The organism is Arthrobacter sp. sptzw32, assembly GCF_059089735.1.
On record NZ_JBNHEZ010000004.1, the window covers coordinates 222,569 to 241,956 of the forward strand.

At 65.6% G+C, this 19,388-nt stretch carries 17 protein-coding genes; 6 read left to right on the forward strand and 11 right to left on the reverse strand.

Annotated elements, in window-relative coordinates; translation table 11 throughout:
- Positions 1-32: 32 nt before the first annotated feature.
- Positions 33-1,523, forward strand: a complete 1,491-nt coding sequence (locus AC5RVN_RS10000; protein WP_494137812.1) for an MFS transporter — start codon at positions 33-35, stop codon at positions 1,521-1,523.
- On the opposite strand, the gene bcp is transcribed toward AC5RVN_RS10000, so the two are convergent.
- From bcp to glgX, 9 genes are all read right to left on the reverse strand, one after another.
- Positions 1,520-1,999, reverse strand: a complete 480-nt coding sequence (gene bcp / locus AC5RVN_RS10005) for a thioredoxin-dependent thiol peroxidase (protein WP_494137813.1) — start codon at positions 1,997-1,999, stop codon at positions 1,520-1,522. The two genes, AC5RVN_RS10000 and bcp, sit on opposite strands and share 4 nt — an antisense overlap.
- Before the next feature lie 80 nt (positions 2,000-2,079).
- Complete coding sequence (locus AC5RVN_RS10010) at positions 2,080-2,802, reverse strand: winged helix-turn-helix domain-containing protein (RefSeq protein ID WP_494105048.1); 723 nt, start codon at positions 2,800-2,802, stop codon at positions 2,080-2,082.
- Positions 2,803-2,811: 9 nt separating this feature from the next.
- Positions 2,812-4,155, reverse strand: coding sequence for an allantoinase AllB (gene allB, locus AC5RVN_RS10015; protein WP_494105049.1), 1,344 nt, complete (start codon positions 4,153-4,155; stop codon positions 2,812-2,814).
- Positions 4,148-5,347 (reverse strand): glycerate kinase, encoded by a 1,200-nt coding sequence (locus AC5RVN_RS10020; RefSeq protein ID WP_494137814.1) that lies wholly within the window; start codon positions 5,345-5,347, stop codon positions 4,148-4,150. Before AC5RVN_RS10020 ends, allB begins: the two co-directional genes overlap by 8 nt.
- A gap of 13 nt (positions 5,348-5,360) precedes the next feature.
- Positions 5,361-7,151, reverse strand: coding sequence for a glyoxylate carboligase (gcl, locus tag AC5RVN_RS10025; RefSeq protein ID WP_494137815.1), 1,791 nt, complete (start codon positions 7,149-7,151; stop codon positions 5,361-5,363).
- Positions 7,152-7,302: 151 nt separating this feature from the next.
- The gene (locus AC5RVN_RS10030; RefSeq protein ID WP_494137816.1) at positions 7,303-8,181 is read right to left on the reverse strand and encodes a 2-hydroxy-3-oxopropionate reductase; all 879 of its coding nucleotides are present in this window, start codon (positions 8,179-8,181) and stop codon (positions 7,303-7,305) included.
- Positions 8,182-8,301: 120 nt separating this feature from the next.
- Positions 8,302-9,102 carry a hydroxypyruvate isomerase family protein gene (locus AC5RVN_RS10035; protein ID WP_494137817.1) on the reverse strand — a complete coding sequence of 267 codons (801 nt, stop codon included), beginning with the start codon at positions 9,100-9,102 and terminating at the stop codon, positions 8,302-8,304.
- Between the two features lie 211 nt (positions 9,103-9,313).
- Positions 9,314-9,814, reverse strand: coding sequence for a hypothetical protein (locus AC5RVN_RS10040; protein ID WP_494137818.1), 501 nt, complete (start codon positions 9,812-9,814; stop codon positions 9,314-9,316).
- 599 nt (positions 9,815-10,413) lie between these two features.
- Positions 10,414-12,627: a glycogen debranching protein GlgX gene (gene glgX, locus AC5RVN_RS10045; RefSeq protein ID WP_494137819.1), complete on the reverse strand. Its 2,214-nt coding sequence runs from the start codon at positions 12,625-12,627 to the stop codon at positions 10,414-10,416.
- Between the two features lie 125 nt (positions 12,628-12,752).
- Between glgX and AC5RVN_RS10050 the strand changes: the two genes are divergently transcribed.
- Complete coding sequence (locus tag AC5RVN_RS10050) at positions 12,753-13,052, forward strand: putative quinol monooxygenase (RefSeq protein WP_494137820.1); 300 nt, start codon at positions 12,753-12,755, stop codon at positions 13,050-13,052.
- Positions 13,053-13,158: 106 nt separating this feature from the next.
- Positions 13,159-14,043, forward strand: a complete 885-nt coding sequence (locus tag AC5RVN_RS10055; RefSeq protein ID WP_494137821.1) for a Rieske (2Fe-2S) protein — start codon at positions 13,159-13,161, stop codon at positions 14,041-14,043.
- A gap of 62 nt (positions 14,044-14,105) precedes the next feature.
- On the opposite strand, the gene AC5RVN_RS10060 is transcribed toward AC5RVN_RS10055, so the two are convergent.
- Both AC5RVN_RS10060 and AC5RVN_RS10065 read right to left on the reverse strand, forming a co-directional pair.
- On the reverse strand, positions 14,106-15,599 hold the full coding sequence (locus AC5RVN_RS10060) for an HNH endonuclease signature motif containing protein (RefSeq protein ID WP_494137822.1): 1,494 nt from the start codon (positions 15,597-15,599) through the stop codon (positions 14,106-14,108).
- A 58-nt stretch (positions 15,600-15,657) separates the two neighbouring features.
- Positions 15,658-16,923 carry an N-acetylglucosamine-6-phosphate deacetylase gene (locus tag AC5RVN_RS10065; RefSeq protein ID WP_494137922.1) on the reverse strand — a complete coding sequence of 422 codons (1,266 nt, stop codon included), beginning with the start codon at positions 16,921-16,923 and terminating at the stop codon, positions 15,658-15,660.
- Positions 16,924-17,191: 268 nt separating this feature from the next.
- On the opposite strand from AC5RVN_RS10065, the gene AC5RVN_RS10070 reads away from it, so the two are divergent.
- The 3 genes from AC5RVN_RS10070 to AC5RVN_RS10080 all read left to right on the forward strand — a co-directional run bounded on the left by AC5RVN_RS10070 (position 17,192) and on the right by AC5RVN_RS10080 (position 19,367).
- Entirely contained in the window at positions 17,192-18,073 is an 882-nt protein-coding gene (locus AC5RVN_RS10070; RefSeq protein ID WP_494137823.1) for a hypothetical protein, read from the forward strand.
- A gap of 99 nt (positions 18,074-18,172) precedes the next feature.
- A complete protein-coding gene (locus AC5RVN_RS10075; RefSeq protein ID WP_494042109.1) occupies positions 18,173-18,433 on the forward strand; it encodes a hypothetical protein in 261 nt (86 codons plus the stop codon).
- A 1-nt stretch (position 18,434) separates the two neighbouring features.
- Positions 18,435-19,367 carry a threonine/serine dehydratase gene (locus AC5RVN_RS10080; protein ID WP_494042110.1) on the forward strand — a complete coding sequence of 311 codons (933 nt, stop codon included), beginning with the start codon at positions 18,435-18,437 and terminating at the stop codon, positions 19,365-19,367.
- The last annotated feature ends 21 nt before the right edge of the window (positions 19,368-19,388 follow it).

Genomic DNA, 19,388 nt, shown 5'->3' on the forward strand with positions numbered 1-19,388 from the left:
GGCGTCTGTCTCCCGTCACTACACTGGGACGCATGACCGAGCAGGAACCGGCCCGGGGCAGGGCGGCTGCGGCTTCCGACGGCGGGACAGGACCTGGCAGGGACGTAGCCGTCAACGCGGGGACGGGTGAGGACGGCGGAACCCCGCACCTGGCCGACCCGGACGCCGTCGATACCTCCCTTCGCACTCCCGCCGAAAGGAACCGCACCTTCACCTGGATTCTGGCGAACACTGCCCTCGCCAACATCACTACCAGCTACCTGTGGTTTGCCCTGACGTTCTGGGTGTACTTGGGAACCCGCAACGTGATCGCCACGGGGGTGGTGGGCGGCGCATACATGTTGCTCATCGCCCTTTCAAGCATCAGCTTCGGCACTTTCGTGGACCGCTACCGCAAGTTATCCGTGATGCGGTTTGCTGCCGTGTTCACCCTGGTGATGTTCGTGCTGTCCGGAGTGATGTTCCTGCTGACACCCGCCGCCGTGCTGCTTGACCTGGCGCAGCCGTGGTTCTGGGTGTTCACCATGGTCATCCTGATCGGCGCGGTGGTGGAAAACATGCGCAACATCGCGCTCTCCACCATCGTAACCATCCTCATCGAGCCGGACCGGCGGGCCAACGCCAACGGGCTGGTGGGCATGGTGCAGGGACTGATGTTCCTTGTCACCTCGGTGCTCTCCGGGCTGTCCATTGGGCTGCTCGGAATGGGCTGGACGATCGCCGTCGCCGTCGTGCTCACCGCCCTGGCCTTCGCGCATCTCCTCTTGCTGCGAATGCCCGAGGAGCTGCGCCCGGCGGCCACGGATGCCCACGGCGGATTCGATTTCCGCGGTGCCCTTGCCGCCGTCCTGGCCATCTCCGGGCTGTTCGCGCTGATCCTGTTCTCAACGTTCAACAACTTCATCGGCGGGGTCTACATGGCCCTGATGGATCCCTACGGCCTGGAAATGTTTTCGGTGGAGCTGTGGGGGATCCTTTTGGCGGTTGGTTCCAGCGGCTTCCTTTTGGGCGGAGCCTTGATCGGCAAATTCGGCCTGGGTTCCAACCCTTTGCGCACCCTGCTGCTGGCCGTGATTGCGATGGGCGTCCTGGGCGCAGTGTTCACGCTGCGGGAGTGGGCATGGCTGTACATCGTGGGGATCTGGCTGTACCTGACCCTGGTGCCTTTCGTGGAGGCGGCCGAGCAAACGGTCATCCAGCAGGTGGTGCCCCTGGAGCGGCAGGGCCGGGTGTTCGGATTCGCCATGGCGTTTGAGTCCGCGGCGGCGCCGGTCACCGCGTTCCTTATTGCGCCGATTGCCCAGTTCTGGATCATACCGTACGCGCGCTCGGCCGACGGCGCAGCCCAGTTGGCCCCGCTGCTCGGGGAGGGCACCTCCCGCGGCATCGCCTTGGTGTTCCTGGTTGCCGGCCTCATCATGGTCGCCGCCGCGGTGCTGGCCTTCCTGACGCCGGTCTACCGCCGGGTTTCAGCGGAGTACGCGGAGGCGGCGGCTGCGGAGACGGCCAGCGCCAAGTCCTAGATACCCAGGGCTTCCTTGAGCGCTGCGACGTGGCCGTCAGCCTTTACCTGGTACTGGGCGAGCGTGACTTTGCCTTCGGGGTCCACCACCACGGTGGACCGGACGATGCCCTCGACAATTTCGCCGTCCACCAGCTTTTCGCCCCAGGCGCCGTACGCCAGGGCAACTGCGTGGTCCGGGTCGGACAGCAGCGGGAAGGTCAGGGAGAAGTCGCCGGTGAAGCCGGCTAGGGCCTCGGGGGCGTCGGGGGAGATGCCGATGACCTCGTAGCCCTTGCCCTGCAGGGAGGTCAGGCTGTCACGGAAATCGCAGGCCTCGGTGGTGCAGCCGGGGGTGGCGGCCTTGGGGTAGAAGTACACAATGACGTTCTTGCCGCGGTAGTCGGCCAAGGCAGTCTCACGGCCCTGGGCGTCCTGAAGGGTGAATTCAGGGGCCTGGGATCCGGGCTGAAGCTTGGTGGTCAGGGTCTGGCTCATGGCGTTCCTTAGGAAGACTTTGTCATTACTGGCAAAACATCAAGTGAAGCGGCTTCCCGCTCAGTCATACAACTCCGGCGTCATATGCAGTATTCCGCCGGACCGCGGACAGTTGCCAGCTGGCCGGGCACAAACCGGTAACCGCCGCCGCGGACGGTGGCAACAGCGTGCCGGGCGTTCCCAAGTTTCCTCCGGATCCGCCCTACGTAAACGTCGATGGACCGCGCGGAGGCGCCCGGGGTTTCAAACGAATCCAGGAAGTCCTGGAGTTCCTCCCGTGCCACCGTGCGGGACAGGTGGGTCACCAGGTACCGCAGCACCTTGAACTCCACGCCCGTAAGCGGGACGGGACGGCCGTCCAGCAGCACGTTGTCGGCGGCGAGGTCAACGGCAACCCGGCTGACGGGGCCGGCCGACGGCGGCAGGCGGGTGCCGCCGTCGGCCTCATCCGGTGCCCCGGCGGGTTCCCCGGAAAGGGCCTCCGCTGCGGGAGGAGGTTGAGAGGAGTCGTCTGCGGCTCCTCCCGCGTCAGCGGAGAACCCGGTGGGAGCTCCGGCGGCAGGCCAGTGGACTTCCGCCTCCGGAGCAGTTTCGAGGGCCCGGGCAAGGACCAGTTCGGCTGCCCGGGCCAGGAGTTCGGGGCTGGTGCCGTCCCCGGGAACCACCCATACGGCAAGGCCGCGGGCAATCACCGGACGGGGGCAGGCCGCAGCAGGTGAGGCAGCAGTCCTTGGTACGGCCGCTCCCGTGGCAGCAAGCCGCCGGCGTGCCACCGTCCTCGGACGTACAGCTTCCACTGCCATGGCGCGTCCTTAGACTCCGCCGCGGCGGATCAGCTTACCCGTGGGGACTTGACCGTCCACGACCGTGCCGCGCAGGAAGGTCTTGCGGACCACGCCGGAGAGCGCTTTGCCGTCATACGGGGTGATGGGGTTCTTGTGCTTGAGCTTGGACACGTCCACCACGAAGGCCTCGTCCGGGGCGAAGACGGCGAAGTCGGCGTCGTAGCCCAGCGCCAGCTGGCCCTTGTTGGAGAGCCGTGCCAGCGCTGCCGGCTTCTCACCCATCCAGGACACCACCTGCTCCAGCGGAATGCCCCGGTGCCGGGCTTCGGTCCAGATCAGGGACAGGCCCAGCTGCAGCGACGAGACACCGCCCCACGCCACGGCGAAGTCACCGTTCTCCAGGTCCTTCAAATCCAGTGTTGAGGGGGAGTGGTCCGAGACGATGCAGTCGATGGTGCCGTCCTGAAGCCCCTGCCACAGCAGCTCCCGGTTGGAGGCCTCGCGGATGGGCGGGCAGCACTTGTAGGCGGTGGCGCCGTCCGGGATTTCCTCCGCCATCAGCGTCAGGTAGTGCGGGCACGTTTCCACGGTGAGCTTCACGCCGTCGCGCTTTGCCGAGGCGATCATGGGCAGCGCGTCCGACGACGAGAGGTGCAGGATGTGCGCCCGCGCACCGGTCCAGCGGGCCCGTTCGATAACCTCGGCGATGGCCTTGTTCTCGGCGCCGCGGGGGCGGGAGGCCAGGAACGTCTGGTAGTGGTCGCCGCCGGGGTGGGGTGCCCGGTCGATGGCGTGCGAATCCTCGGCGTGGACGATCATGAGGGAGTCGAAGGACTTCAGCTCGGCCATGTCCTCCTCCATCTCGTCCGCGTCCAGGTGCGGGAACTCGTCAACGCCCGAGTGCAGGAGAAAACACTTGAAGCCGAACACACCTTCATCGTGCAGGGCGCGCAGGTCCCCCTTGTTGCCGGGGATCGCACCGCCCCAGAATCCGACGTCAACGAAAGCCTGGTCCTCCGCCACCTCGCGCTTGAGCTTCAGGTTTTCCACCGTGGTGGTGGGCGGAACGGAGTTCAGCGGCATGTCGATGATGGTGGTGACACCGCCGGCGGCGGCGGCCCGGGTGGCCGAGGCGAAGCCCTCCCACTCGGTCCGGCCGGGCTCGTTGACATGGACGTGGGTGTCCACCAGGCCCGGGATCAGGGTTTCATCATCGGCCAGTTCAATAACCTCGGTCCCGGCCAGGCCGTTGCCGAGCGGCTCGAGGGCAACGATCTTGCCGCCGCGGACACCCACTTCGCGGGGTGCCAGGCCGGCGGTGGTGAGGATGCGCTGGCCGCGGATGACCAGGTCAAAACGTTCTTCAGACATGGAGGTCCTCCTTGGTACTGGCGGAACCGGACAGCCCACTGGCTGCCAGCCGTCCGCTGATCTGGGTGCCCAGCTGCTCCAGAAGCTGCGCTGCCTCTGCTATGCACCTGTTTACATTGCTTTCGAGTTCGGTCAAAGCGTAGACCTCCTCGAATCCGGCGGCACGTGCCTGGCCCGGTTCAAGGGTGGTCCGTCCGCACACGGCGATCACCGGAACGCCCTGCCCGGCGGCTGCCCGGGCAACACCCATGGGCGTTTTGCCCAGCAGGCTTTGACCGTCCAGGCTGCCTTCGCCCGTGATCACCAGGTCGGCGCCGGCCAGCCGGTCCGCGAACCGGGTGAATTCGAGGACGACGTCGATGCCCGGGCGCCGTGTTGCCGCCAGGGCGGCGATGGCCGCGTAGCCAACGCCGCCGGCTGCACCGGCTCCCGGGGCTTCCGCTGCCTTGATGGCGCGGTGACCGATTTCCCTGGCCAGGACTTCGACAAACCTGGCCAGGGCGGCGTCGAGCAAGCCGACGTCCTGTTGTGCGGCGCCCTTCTGCGGGCCGAAAATCGCCGCGGCGCCCTGGGGGCCCAGCAGGGGATTGTCGACGTCGGACGCCAGCACAAAGCGTGTGTCCTTCAGCCTGGCGTCAAACCCGCTGAAGTCGATCCGGTCCAGGCGGGCCAGCGCGGCACCGCCTCCCGGAAGTTCGTTGCCCTCTGCATCAAGGAAGGTGGCGCCGAGTCCCTGCAGGACGCCGGCCCCGCCGTCGGTGTTGGCGCTGCCGCCGACCCCGAGGATGATGCGGTTGCAGCCGGCGTCCAGTGCGGCGCGGACGAGTTGGCCGGTGCCCAGGCTGGTGGCGGTGCGTGCAGCCGCGGGGCCTGGCCGTCCCTCAACAAGTGCTCCGGCGGGGAGCAGGCCCAGGCCCGAGGCGGCCGCCATTTCGATGACAGCTTCATTGCCCCGGACGGCGAAGTCGGCCGTGACGGGCTCGCCTGACGGTCCGGCCACCAGGGCGCTGCGGCGGGTAAATCCGGAGCCGGCGGCGGCGTCCAGGGTTCCCTCGCCGCCGTCGGCTACTGGAATCCGGACCACGTCCAGGTTGCCTCCCGCTCCGCGCTGCAGTCCCTTTTCCAGGTGACTGCAAACTTCGGGTGCGGACAGGGAACCCTTGAACTTATCCGGGGCAATGAGGATGCGCATCGGTCTTTCCTGTCTAGGCCTGCAGGGCCAGGATGGCGGTGGGGGCGTCGGCAGCGGAGCCCGCCAGTTCCTCGAACTCGTTCACCGCGTTGATTTCCACACCCATGGAGATGTTGGTGATCTTTTCCAGGATCACTTCCACCACTACCGGAACTCGGAATTCGCCCACGAGTGCCTTGGCCTTGTCGAAGGCGGCGGCGAGGTCCTTGGGATCCTCCACGCGGACCGCCTTGCAGCCGAGCCCTTCGGCCACCTTGAGGTGGTCAACGCCGTACCCGCGTGCGTTTTCGGACAGGTCAGCGCTGTTGACGTTTTCGAACGCCAGGGACACGTTCTGCTCCATTTTGAACCCGCGCTGGGACTGGCGGATCAGGCCCAGGTAGGAGTTGTTCACCACCACGTGGATGTAGGGGAGGTTGAACTGCGCGCCCACTGCCAGTTCCTCGATCATGAACTGGAAGTCGTAGTCGCCGGAGAGGGCCACCACGGTCTGGTCCGGGTTGGAACGTGCGACGCCGAGGGCTGCCGGGGCGGTCCAGCCCAGGGGACCGGCCTGGCCGGCGTTGATCCACTTGCGCGGTCCGAACACGTGCAGCATCTGTGCCCCGGCGATCTGCGACAGGCCGATGGTGGACACGTAGATGGTGTCGCGGCCGAAGGACTTGTTCATTTCCTCGTACACGCGCTGGGGCTTGATGGGGATGTTCTCAAAGTGGGTCTTGCGGTGCAGGCTCGCCTTCCGCTCCTGGCACTCGGCAACCCAGGCGCTGTAGTCCGGCAGGGATCCTGCCGCTTTGCGCTCTTTGGCGAGCTCAACCAGCCCCGCCAGCGCCGCACCGGCGTCGGACGCGATGCCCAGGTCCGGCGAGAACACCCGGCCAATTTGCGTGGGCTCGATATCGATGTGCACGAACTTCCGGCCGGCCGTGTAGGTCTCCAGGCCGCCGGTGTGCCGGTTGGCCCAGCGGTTGCCGACGCCGATCACGAAGTCGCTTTGCAGGTAGTTCTCGTTGCCGTAGCGGTGGGAAGTCTGCAGGCCCACCATGCCGGCCATCAGGATGTGGTCATCCGGGATGGTGCCCCAGCCCATCAGGGTGGGGATGACCGGAACGTTCAGGATCTCGGCCAGCTCCACCAGCTGTGCGGAGGCGCCGGCGTTGATGATGCCGCCGCCGGCTACGATCAGCGGGTGCTGGGCGGCGGTGAGCATGTCCAGGGCCTTTTCCAGCTGCTTGCGGGAGGCCTTGGGCTTATCGATGGGGAGGGGCTCGTAGGTGTCGATGTCGAACTCGATCTCGGCCATCTGCACGTCGATGGGCAGGTCCAGCAGCACGGGGCCGGGACGGCCGGAGCGCATCAGCTGGAAGGCCTTCTGGAAGGCGCCGGGAACCTGGCCGGGTTCCAAGATGGTCATGGCCATCTTGGTGACGGGCTTGGCGATGGACTCGATGTCCACGGCCTGGAAGTCTTCCTTGTGCAGCTTGGCCACGGGGGCCTGGCCGGTGATGCAGAGCATGGGGATCGAGTCGGCCCATGCGGCGTAGAGGCCGGTGATCATGTCCGTTCCGGCAGGGCCGGAGGTGCCGATGCAGATGCCGATGTTGCCGTCCTTGGCGCGACTGAAGCCGTCCGCCATGTGGCTGGCGCCCTCAACGTGGCGGGCCAGGGTGTGGCGGATGCCGCCGTGGGCGCGCATTGCGGAATAGAAGGGGTTGATCGCGGCGCCTGGCAGGCCGAACGCCTCGATGGCGCCTTCCTTTTCCAGGATGGCCACCGCTGCATCAACGGTACGCATCTTGCTCATGGTGTGCTCCTTGAAAGCCTGAAAGTCTGTGGGTCCACGCCCGCAGGGTTCCCTGACCGGGCTTGCGAGGTTAGGGGGCGGGTGGGGAGGGTGTGCTGAAGGAAGCCCTGGTGGTCAGGGCGTTCAAGTTTGTGTTGATTGAGCCGGGGGGTTACTCGCGGCCGCTGAGCTTCAGGACCTGCTTGAAGAGTCCGGAGTGGTCAAGACCGCCGTCGCCCTGGTTGACGGTGGCGGCGACGAGCTGCGCGACGACGGCGCCGAGGGGGACGGCGACGTTGGCTTCGCGGGCGGCGGAGGTGACGATGCCCAGGTCCTTGTGGTGGAGGGCGAGGCGGAAGCCGGGGTCGAAGTTGCGGTCCAGCATTTTCTGGCCCTTCTGGTCCAGCACCTTGGAGCCGGCTAGCCCCCCGCCCAGGACCTTGAGCGCGGCGTCCGTGTCCACGCCGTAGGCCTCGAGGAAGGCGATTGCCTCTGACAGGACCTCGATGTTGACGGCGACGATCAGCTGGTTTGCAGCCTTGACGGTCTGGCCCGAGCCGGAGGGGCCCACGTGGACGATGGTTTTGCCGACGGCGTTCAGGACATCGGAGGCGGCCTCGAAGTCTTCCTTTTCGCCGCCCACCATGATGGAGAGTGCGGCGTCGATGGCGCCCTGTTCACCGCCGGAGACCGGGGCGTCCAGCGGGCGGATGCCTGCTTCGCGGGCGTCGTCGGAAAGGCGCTTGGCTACGTCCGGGCGGATGCTCGAAGCATCGATCCACAAGGTGCCCTGTTTGGCGTTCGCGAAGACGCCGTCCTTGCCGCTGACTACACCCTCAACATCGGGGGAGTCCGGGACCATGGTGATCACGACGTCGGCAGTTTTGACCGCGTCCGCGATGCTCGTGGCGCCCTTGCCGCCTTCGGAGACAAGCTTGTCGATCTTGTCCTGGCTGCGGTTATAGCCGGTGACGGTGTGGCCGGCCTTAACCAGGTTGATGGCCATGGGCAGGCCCATGATTCCGAGTCCGATAACAGCAACGTTGCTCATGATGGTTCTCTTTCTGAAGTATGTGATTAGTGGCGGCCGGGGCCCAACTGGGTAGCAGTAACTGCCGTTTTGACGGGCCAGAACGACAGTTGGTGCTACCTGGTTGGGCGGGGCGGAGAACTATTGCGTGGCGTGCTGGCGGATGGCCCAGCTGAAGGCCGTTTCCTGCGGTTGCTTGTATTCGAGGCCGATGTAGCCGTCGTAGCCAAGTTCGCGGCTGCGAGCGATCCACTCGCCAAGCGGGAGGGTGCCGGTGCCGGGGGCGCCGCGGCCGGGGTTGTCGGCGATCTGGATGTGGCCGAAGTCCTTGGCATGGTTCTCGATGACCGATTTGACGTCGTCGCCGTTGACGGACAGGTGGTAGAAGTCGGCGAGGAGTTTGATGTTGCCGACGCCGGCCTCCGCCTTCGCGCGGGCGATGACTTTGAGTGCGTCTTCGGCCGTGAGGAGCGGGTACTTTGGTGCGCCGCTGACGGGTTCGAGGAGGACCGTGCCGCCGATCCGGGCGACACCCTCTGCTGCTGCGGCGAGGTTCTTGAGCGCCAGCTCGTCCTGTTCTTCGGGCGTGAACTCGTCCTGCCGGTTGCCGTAGAGGGCGTTGAAGGCCTTGCAGCCCAGGCGCCCGCCGATGCCGGCGACCACGTCGATGTTGTCCTTGAACTCCGAGCAGCGGCCCTTCCAAGACACCAGGCCGCGGTCGCCGCCGGGCATATCGCCGGCGTTGAAATTCAGGCCCGTCAGTTGAACGCCTGCGTCCTGGATGGCATTTTCGAATGCGGTGACCTGCGAATCGGAGGGGACTGAGCTTTCAAAGGGCCACCAGAACTCGACAGCGTCAAAGCCGGCTGCCTTCGCCGCTGCGGGGCGTTCGAGCAGGGGCAGCTCCGTGAGGAGGATGGAGCAGTTCACTGTGTACGTCATCGTGGGTCCTTCCGAGGAGGGGCTTTGATCTATTTTCCTGCGCTTCCCGGCGTCTTGTCGGTTTCCGCTTTGTGGAATTTAGATTCTGCTTTATGAAAAGTGTAGGGAAGGAGGTGCCGGTGCGTCAAGAGCGCGTGGACACACGAAGGAGCCAGGGGCATGTGCCCCTGGCTCCCGTGCGCCAATCCTTCTATACGGAGATCTGCGCGTTTTAGCGGCGTACCTTAACTACCTCGCTCTTCTTCCAGTCGGACCATTTCGACCAGTCGGACCAGTGGCCCTTGTGGTCCTTCACACGGAATGACACGAGATGGTAGACCTCTTCTGCGCCCCTGCGGTCAAGGTTGCGCACGCGGTCAACGCTGTGAAGGGTCTTTTCGCCGTCGTGCTTTTCGAACTTCACATAGAAGTGCGAGTGCCCGAGGAAGTCGTCACTGCGCCGCGGGCCGTCCTCGTCTTCGTAGCGAAGCTGGCGTATCTGGACAGACTTCTCGCCGTCGCAATCGACTTTGATCTTGAAGTCGACCCTGTTGCCCCGGAGATCCTTGGGATCCAGCGGTTTGACCCAACAGCCATGGGTGTATCCATGCCTGTAGTCGTCATGGGCTTGCGCAGGGCCAGCCATTGCCCCGCCGAGCAGACCTAATGAGAGGGCCGGAACCAGGGCGATCTTTGCCCGGATTGAACGGCTCTTTGAGGGAGTGTTTGACATTTTTTTGCTCCTGTAAGGATGCGATTCACCATTTTTGTGAGGGTGCGAGTCCTCATTTTTGGACAGCATGAAACCACGCGGCTGAGCGTGTCGCGATTGTTCAGTCTGGCGGCCGCAGCTGCCCGTCCCATTTTTCAAACAGCACGCCCGGCTAATGTGTGGGGCGCGGCTTCGGACCCGTTTTCGGGGTCCGGTAGTAATATGTTGCGCCCGCAATTCCGCCCGACGCTAGGGTCGGGACTACCCTTCTTTGGCCTCAAATCCCCCCACTGACTTCAGGTGCCGCAGGCTCTGGTTGGAGATACGCCAGCAGAGGCTGGTGAACGCGTGTGCGCCGGGAGCAAGGGGCTACTGCATCTCCGGCGTGCTGGAAATTGAAACGGCCGACGCGCGAGGTCCACTATCCGCGCGAACGACACCTATGCGCCCTCCCGGCCACGACGAGTGGGTGGTGGGGGACCAGCCGTTCGTCGCCGTCGAATTCCTGGGCGCCGCTTCGTTGGGCCGGCCACGACGACACGGGATGCACGCACTGATGTGAAGCATTCCGCTTCAGGTTTGGCCACCGCCAGACGCGGCGGTGCCAAAACTGGCACGGTTTAGGGCAGCTCCTTCGCCCCCGGCGGGACCGCTGTCGGCGGGACGGCTGGACCGGGGCGGGCGAGCAGGGCCAGCGAGGCGGTGACAGAGTGGTCGGGCTTTTCCGGCGGGCTGGTGTAGGACCGAAGCACCAGCAGCGACTGCCCCACCAGTTCTACCGTTTCACTGGCATGAAGGAGGCCGGTGCCCGCGTGCTCACCTGCGGTATCGATGAGTTGTTCCCAGCTGGGCGAATACTCGGCGCTGGGCAGTGTGAAGACCACCGGCTCGTCCCCGGAATTGCAGAACAGCAGGAAGTTGTGGTCGTGGATAACCCGGCCACGGTGGTCCTTGCCAACGCTGGCCCCGTTGTAGAACACCCCCAGTGCCCGCGCGAGGGGGTTGTCCCAGTCTCCGGGTCCCATGGCCGAAGCATCCTTGTCGAGCCAGACGATGTCAGGCAGCGGCTGGCCCGCACCGCGCACGACGGGCCTGCCTTCAAAGAACCTGGTGCGCCGGAAGGTGGGGTGTTCCCGGCGCAACCTGGTGACGGCGGCAAGGAACTCCACCAGGGGTTGGTCGGCTTCTTCCCAGTTAATCCATGACAGGGGCGAATCCTGGCAGTAAACGTTGTTGTTCCCCAGTTGGCTGCGTCCCAGTTCGTCGCCGTGCAACACCATGGGAACGCCCTGGGAAAGGAGGAGCGTGGCGAGGAAGTTGCGTTGCTGGCGTGCCCGCAGGGCAAGGATGCCGCTGTCGGTGGTGGGTCCCTCTGTGCCGCAGTTCCACGAGCGGTTGTGGGACTCGCCGTCGTTGTTGTTTTCTCCGTTGGCGTCGTTGTGCTTGGAGTTGTACGACACCAGGTCCCGCAGGGTGAATCCGTCGTGCGCCGTGACGAAGTTGATGGAAGCCACGGGCCGGCGTCCTGAACTTTCGTACAGGTCCGAGGAGCCTGCCAGGCGGGAGGCAAACTCGCCAAGCGTGGCAGGTGCGCCGCGCCAAAAGTCGCGGACGGCGTCGCGGTACTTCCCGTTCCATTCGGTCCAGAGGGGCGGAAAGTTCCCTACCTGGTACCCGCCGGGGCCAACGTCCCACGGCTCGGCGATGAGCTTCACCTGCGACACCACGGGATCCTGCTGGACGAGGTCGAAAAAGCTGGACAGCCGGTCCACGTCGTAAAACTCCCGCGCCAGCGCGGAGGCGAGATCAAAGCGGAACCCGTCCACGTGCATCTCTAGCACCCAGTACCGCAAGGAATCCATCATCAGCTGCAGGGCGTGCGGGTGGCGCACGTTGATGGTGTTGCCGGTGCCCGTGTAGTCCAGGTAGTGCTGCTTCTCGTGGTCAACCAGCCGGTAGTAGGCCTGGTTGTCGATGCCTTTGAAGGAAAGGGTTGGCCCCAGGTGGTTCCCTTCCGCGGTGTGGTTGTAGACGACGTCGAGAATCACCTCGATGCCGGCGGCGTGCAGGGAGCGGACCATGGCCTTGAATTCCTGCACCTGCTGCCCCGGTTTGCTGCTGGAACTGTAGCTCTCGTGGGGCGCGAAGAAGCCGATGGTGTTGTAACCCCAGTAATTGGTGAGGCCTTTGTCCTTCAGCGTGCTGTCCTGGACGAACTGGTGGACGGGCATCAGCTCGATCGCCGTCACGCCGAGCTTCTGCAGGTGTTCGATGACGGCGGGGTGGGCGATGCCGGCATAGGTGCCGCGTTCCCGCTCCGGCACCTCCGGATGGGTCATCGTCAGGCCCTTCACGTGGGCTTCATAGATCAGGCTGTCGCTGTAGGGGGTCCGCGGCGGGCGGTCGTGCTGCCAGTCGAAGAACGGGCTGATCACCACGGATCTCATCGTGTTGGGAGCGGAGTCTTCCGTGTTGAACGAGGAAGGGTCGCCAAAGTTGTAGGAAAACATCGGCTGGCCCCAGGCAATGTCGCCGCTGGTTGCCTTGGCGTAGGGATCCAGCAGCAGTTTGTGCGGGTTGCAGCGGAGCCCACGGGCAGGATCATACGGGCCCTCTATCCGGTACCCATAGAGCTGGCCGGGCAGGACATGCGGGAGGTAGCAGTGCCAGACGAAGGCATCCACTGCTTCCAGGGTGATCCTCTGCTCAGCGCCGTCCTCGTCGAAGAGGCACAGCTGCACCGCGCTCGCCGCTTCGCTGAACACCGCGAAATTCGTGCCGCTGCCGTCATAGGTGGCACCCAGCGGATAAGGGCTCCCCGTCCAGACTTCCATGCCCGCCTCCCTCCAAAGAACTCCATCGAATCACAGAGGTGCCGGTTCTTCTGGAACGGGAGATGCACGCACGACGGCGGGCCCCGCCTTCGCAGGTACGGCACGCCGTGCTGCACACTGTTTTCATGACTTTTGCGAATGTGGGAAGCCTTGGAACCATGCCCGGCCAGCGCGACGCCGTCGTGTCCATCCTGCTCCGGCCCATGGAGGGCCTGAAGGAAGCCGGCTGCCTGCTGTACGAGGTGGGCGTCAATGATGAGGTGCCGGACACAGTATTTGTGTCCGAGCTGTGGGAGTCGCCGGAGGCGCACCGGGCCTCGCTGCAGCTGGACAGCGTTCGGGCAGCCATCAGCGAGGCGATGCCGCTGCTCTCCGGGGAGATGGGCGGCAACCAGTTCACAGTGCTCGGATCCCCGCTTCGCTGAACCGTCTCCCGCGCGCCCCTGTCTCTTCCGCTCGCCAGCAACTAGGCTGACCGGCATCGACTGGACACTAACGTGTGGACACTGACGAACGGGGTAAGGGAGACACATGAAACCGCTGCCTGCACTTGAACTTGTTACCCGCCTGGAAGATGCCGACTGGCTGGATCCCGTGGCGAAGAAGGTCCGGAAAATAGTGAAGCGCACGGTCCGCCCGCAGTGGGCCCGGGACATTCTGCACGGGGTGCCCATCGGCCACCCGGTTCATCCCCTGGCAGTCCAGGTTCCCCTGGGATCCTGGATTTCCGCCGCCGTCCTGGATGCGCTCCCCGGCAACACGCGGGCCGCCACCGTACTGATCGGCGTCGGAACCGCCTCCGCGTTGCCTTCGGCGATGGCAGGTTTCATGGACTGGTCCCAGCTGCACAGCCAGCAGCAGCGGGTGGGACTTGTCCACGCCGCCGCCAACATCACTGCCGCGAGCCTCTACGGGGCGTCGCTGGTGGCGCGGGCAAACGGGCAGCAGAATGCAGGCAAGGTGCTCGCGTACCTGGGCCTCGGCGTTGTCGGTTTCGGCGGGTTTTTGGGCGGTCACCTCAGCTACCGGCAGGCTGCCGGCGCGAACCACACTGAGGACGTTCTGCACCGCTTCCCGAGCGGCTGGCAGGCCCTCGCGCCCCTGGAAGACCTGCCTGAAGGAAAGCTGCACAAGCGCGTGGTGGCCGGACTCCCGCTCGTGGTGTTCCGCGAGGCGGGTACAGTCAACGTGCTGTCCGACGTCTGCAGCCACCTGGCGGGTCCGCTCCACGAGGGCAAACTCAAGGATGGCAGTAAGAACGACGGCGACCCCTGCGTCGTGTGCCCGTGGCACGGCAGTACCTTTTCGCTCCGTTCGGGCGAGGTGCAGGCGGGTCCAGCCACAGCGCGGCAACCGCGCTTCGAAACCCGCGTCACCGGCGGGCTCGTGGAAGTGAACCTCCCCGGCGCGGATTAGGAGAATCCAGAAGACTGCCTGCTGAGGCGCCCGCCTCTATGCCCAGCAATGAGTGGCGCGCGTCAAGTGAGGCTAGGGTGCAGGAACTTCCCTAAACCGTCTTCACCGGGGGAAAGCCCTGTGTAGAGGAAGTCAGCATGGCTGGCCTGGAACTTCAGCTTCTCTGGCCAATGTGGTGGTTCCCAATCGGGCTGTTCGCCTTTGTAGTGCCGGCCGGCGGGCGATGTCCAGCCAGGTGGTTCGTTCCGGGTGGCTGGTGTGGGTGCCCAGGGCCTGTTGTGCTTGAGGCGGTGGTGCTTTGGGCAGAGCTGGGCAACGTTGCTGATCCCGGTGGTTCCACCATGCTGCCACGCTTGAAGATGGTCTGCTTCATTGTCGGGGGTGCGGTTATTGCAGCTGGGAAAAGTGCATCTTCCGTCGCGCAGGGTCAGTGCCCGCCTCATTGCCTTGGTGAGCCGGTAGCTGGTTCGTCCAATTTCCAGCGGTGCTCCGTCACGGGGGTCCACGAGGACGCGGTGGAAGCAGGCAGCTCCGTCAGTGAGGAGTCTGCGGGCAGTGGCGGCGGGGATGGGGCCGTGCCCGTCGAGCATCGCGGGCTCGTCGGTGAGGCCGAGCAGGGCGAACACCGGGACGGTGATGAGGACCTGGGCATCCGGTACCGGGACGTTTCCGATCCCGACAAATTCATTCCTGCCGCCGGCACCGCTTCCAACGGGAGCGTTGAGGAGCAGGCCGGCGGCGATGTCGGGGCGTAACTGTGGCAATGTCCGGGGCTCTTCCGGTCCCTGGAGGCCGCGGGCGAGGGCGGTGGCCCGGTTCCAGATGGCGTTTGCAGTCTCGGCGGGCATATACAGCGAAAGCCATGCCATGCCGTCGCGGTCCGGACTGTACTCCATCCGCCGGTCGGCGGCGCACTTGGTGTGGCGTTTTTCAAGAGTTTCGGGGTGGTGGCGTTCGCGCCACGTCCGCACTTTGCTGCGGAAGCGTGCGGGGACCAGGTCGCCCGCGGCGGCTCCGCGGGCGGGGTTGGGGGCGAAGGGGTCCAGGAAGTGGGCGGTCAGGGCGGCGGCCCCGGCGGAGCCGAGGCAGTTGGTTTCGTCAGCCAGGATTTTGGCATGCTGCCAGGAGATTGTCCCGCTTGACAGGGCGTCCATGGCCAGCGGAAGGGAGGAGAGCTGCCGGGCCTGGCTGACCAGCGCACCGGCCGCCGCGGAGCTAACGGTCAGGACACCAGCGATTTCCTCTATGGCGGACATTTCGGTGTAGGTCCGCTCGTGCACAGGCGCATCCGGCGGGGTAATGGCGTGCTGAATGTCGACGGCCTCAGCTGCGTCCTGGGCCTTGACTGCGGCGAGCTGCCCTTCCAGCCGTTTTACTGCCGCTAACCGTTCAAGCCGAATTTCGTACCGGCGCTGCAGCACATCCTGCTCGGTGCCGGGGGCAGGTACCGGCTCTCCGGCCTCAAGGCTGGCGTCCTCCAGGAACAAGGCTGTCATGGCGGTAATAGAGGCACGAATGCCCTCCATCACTGCCGCCGTTCCCACGCCGTTTCCCATACCCACATCATCCGTCCGGGCACCGACAATATTGAGTGTCGTACCGGCTGGTCCTGGCTCAGGCGGAAGCGGGTGGCCAGTAACTCTTTCCCTGCTGCGGTTGCAGATCAGTCACCCACCCGCCGCGTCGGAGGACTCCGGCAAGATTCAGGTCATTGCCGACCACGACGACGTCCGCCCGCATCCCGGCGTGCAGGTCACCTACCTGTCGTGACAGTCCCAGGACGGCCGCAGGGACAGCGCTCGCAGACGTCACCGCGTCACGCAAAGAGACGCCGGCGGCCACCGCGGTCCGGACCACGTCCAGCAGCGTGGCCGTTCCGCCGGCGATCGCACCGGTGCCGTCAACCCGGGCCACTCCGCCGTCAACCCTTACGGCCACCGTGCCCAGCTTGTACTGGCCGTCCTGCAAGCCGGTGGCCGCCATGGAGTCGGTGACCAAGGCTATATTGTCAGCGCCAACGAGTTCGAAGACCGTCTTGACCGTCTCGGGGGCCAGGTGGACGCCGTCGGCGATGAGTTCGACGACGGCCGTCCCGGCGCGGGCCGCGCTGAGGCAGGCGGTGACGGGCCCCGGGGACCGGTGGTGCATGGCGGGCATGGCGTTGAAGAGATGGGTGACGGATGGACGCTTCCCCCTGAAGCCCGCCCCTGGTGATGCTTCCGAAACTCCGGCGGCTGCCCGCTCCAGGAACGTGGCGGCTGACTGGTGATCCGCTGCGGTGTGCCCCAGCGACGGAACGACCCCGCGGGCGGCCAAAAGGTCCGCTAAATCCAGGGCTCCGGGAAGTTCTGGGGCCAGGGTCATGGAGGCCAGTGTGGGACCCGCCGCCTCCAGCAGTTCAGACAAGAGCCCGGCATCGGGTTCCAGCAGCAACGCAGGGTTGTGCGCTCCACACTGCCCGGCTGAGAGGAAGGGCCCCTCCAGGTGGGACCCGGCGATCAGCCCCTCTTCGGTCACGGTCCGTAGTGCCTGTAGGTTGCGCAGCAGTTCTGCGGGAGCTGCCGTGACCAAACTGGCCAGTAGTGTGGTGGAGCCACGGCTGTGGAGGTAGCGGGCCGCAGCACGCGCGCCTTCCACCGAGCCGTCGGAAAAGTCAGAGCCGTGGGCACCATGGCAATGCAGGTCCACGAGCCCCGGGAGCAGCAGGCGCCCTGCAGCGTCGCCGTCATCACCGGGGCGGCCGGCAGGGCCGATCTCCCCGGGAGATCCTGACACCGGCCCGGCATAGGTGATCCGGCCGCCGTCAACTGCTACCAGGCCGTCCTCGACGTCCATGCCCGCGCTCACGATGTGGCCCCGAAGGACAATCTCTGCACCCATGGTCACCGTGTTCTGTATTTCGCCCGCAGCGTGCAGGTATGGCAAACCGCCGCATCCCATCAGCCAAGGAAAGCTGCTGTTTCGGATTATTGCAGACGAACGGTGCCACCGCTCCTGGTCACCCCCGGCAGCCTGCGTCGCAAGCCGGGGGCGCGGCGCTGGAGTTCCACCCGCAACAAAGGATGGGAAATGTCCCATCTCCGTCCAAAACCCTTTAGTGTAGGAAACACTAAGCATGCTTCCTATTTCACTTAAGGGGTTATACCTGATGCGAAAAGTACCCGCGCTTGGACTGATGACTGCAGCAATGATCGCCCTGGCGGGCTGCACGGGCGGCGGCGGTGGAGCCGCCAGCCCCAGTGCTACCGGGACGGCGAGCGCCTCGGCCAGCCAGACGGCGGAAGCCAAGGTTTACACCGAGGATGAGCTCCGCGAGCTGATCTCGGGAATGAAGGACGAAGACGGCAACGAGCTGAAGCTGTACTCCAAAGAGCAGGTGCACCAGGGCGGCAACATCGCCAACCTCCTTTTGAGCACGGCAACCGTGGACCCCGTCGACTGCAAGGACATCGCCACGGCGGGCCTGCTGGACTCGGTGGAAAGCGGCGAGATCGCCGTCGCGCTCTCCGAGGGCGACCAGCCCCGTACAATCTCCGCGCAGTCGGGCAGCGACGGGCCCGGTGCCGTCGAAGTTCTGGACGAAATCAGCGGCAAGATGGACCAGTGCGATAAGTTCTCCGTCACCGCGCTGGGCCAGACCTATGAGGTCACCAGCGAGGAGCTCCAGGCCAAGACGGACGCCGAGAAAACTTTCGGAACGCTCAGCACCCGCAGCGGCGAGGACCAGGAAAAGCTGATGCAGGTCTCCGCCGCACAGGGCAAGCTGCTGGTTGTTGCCACCAAGAGCGGCGCAAACTTGGGCGATCCGGACCAGAAGGAGCTCGAGGACCTCATCGATGAGGTGCTGGAGAAGGCCGACGGCGGCAGCGCAACTTCCAGCCCGACGTCCACCAGCACTTCCGGTACAGCGGGCACCTCCTCACCGAGCGGATCGGCATCACCGTCCGCAACCGAGACCGAACCGTCCGCCACCGAGACCGAAACGGAAAGCGCCGAGACGTCCTCCGCTTCACCGACTTCGTCGCGCTAAAGGATCGCGCGGAAGAGTCGGGTTAGAGTAGGCAAAGGCGGGCGGACCCCAAGGGTCCCGCCCGCCTTTTCCCATGTATGCCAGGTGAAAGGCAGGAGCATGACCAGTTCAAATGAGGAGCCCGGGAACACGGCTGACCTTCGCGGCCCTGGTGATCCCGACGAGGCCAAGCACGTGACGGAGGCGCCGCAGAGCGGCCAGCACCCGGAGCTGCCAGGTGCGAGCAATATCCGTGAGGAGCAGCAGGGGCATGCAGCCGGAACCGTGCCGGCGTCGTACTCCGGCAGTGGCGGGCCGCCCCAGGAGCACAAGCCCGAGGAAGCACTGCAGGAGCCGGGAACCTGGGACGACGAAGTCTGACATGATCACCCGGGCCGATGTGGAGCACGCGGCACACCGAACCGCCGGCCTCACCCGCCTGACGCCGGTCCTGCAGGCGGCCCCGGGCGCCTTCCAGGGCGAGGTGTGGTTCAAATGCGAGTTCATGCAGCACACCGGGACCTTCAAGGCACGGGGAGCGCTGAACCGCATCCTCGCCAGCAAGGAACGCGGAGAGCTGAAGCAGGACGCCGGCGTGGTGGTGGCCTCCGGTGGAAACGCCGGCCTGGCCAACGCCTACGCCGCAGCCCTGCTGGGTGTCCCGGCAACGGTGTTTGTCCCCGCTGCCGCGCCGGCTGTGAAGGTGCAGAAGCTTAGGGCAATCGGAGCCACGGTTATCCAGGGCGGCGCCGAATACGCTGAGGCCTACCAGTCTGCTGTGGCCCACGCCCGGGAAACCGGTGCTGTTTATTGCCACGCTTACGATCAACCCGAAATCGCAGCCGGAGCCGGAACCGTAGGGACGGAACTGCTGAAGCAAATAACCGGGGTGGATACGGTGCTGGTTGCGGTGGGCGGGGGCGGGCTGATGGCCGGAGTCGCCGCAGCAGTGGAAGGCCACGCGCAGGTGGTGGGGGTCGAGCCCGAAAACGCGCCAACACTCCATGGCGCCCTTGCCGCTGGTGAGCCCGTTGACGTAGCAGTTTCCGGCATCGCTGCTGACTCCCTGGGAGCCCGCCGCATCGGCGACATCGGCTTCTCGGTCGCGGTCCGCACCGGCGTCGAAAGCGTCCTGGTGTCCGACGCCGACATCGTCAGTACCCGGGCGCTCCTGTGGAACGAGTACCGGGTGATTGTGGAACACGGCGCTGCCGCGGCATACGCTGCCCTGACCTCGGGCGCTTATGTGCCGAAGCCGGGCGAGCGCGTGGCAGTGGTTCTCTGCGGGGCAAACACAGACCCGGCCACCCTTTAGAACGGGCAGCCGGGTCCAGGC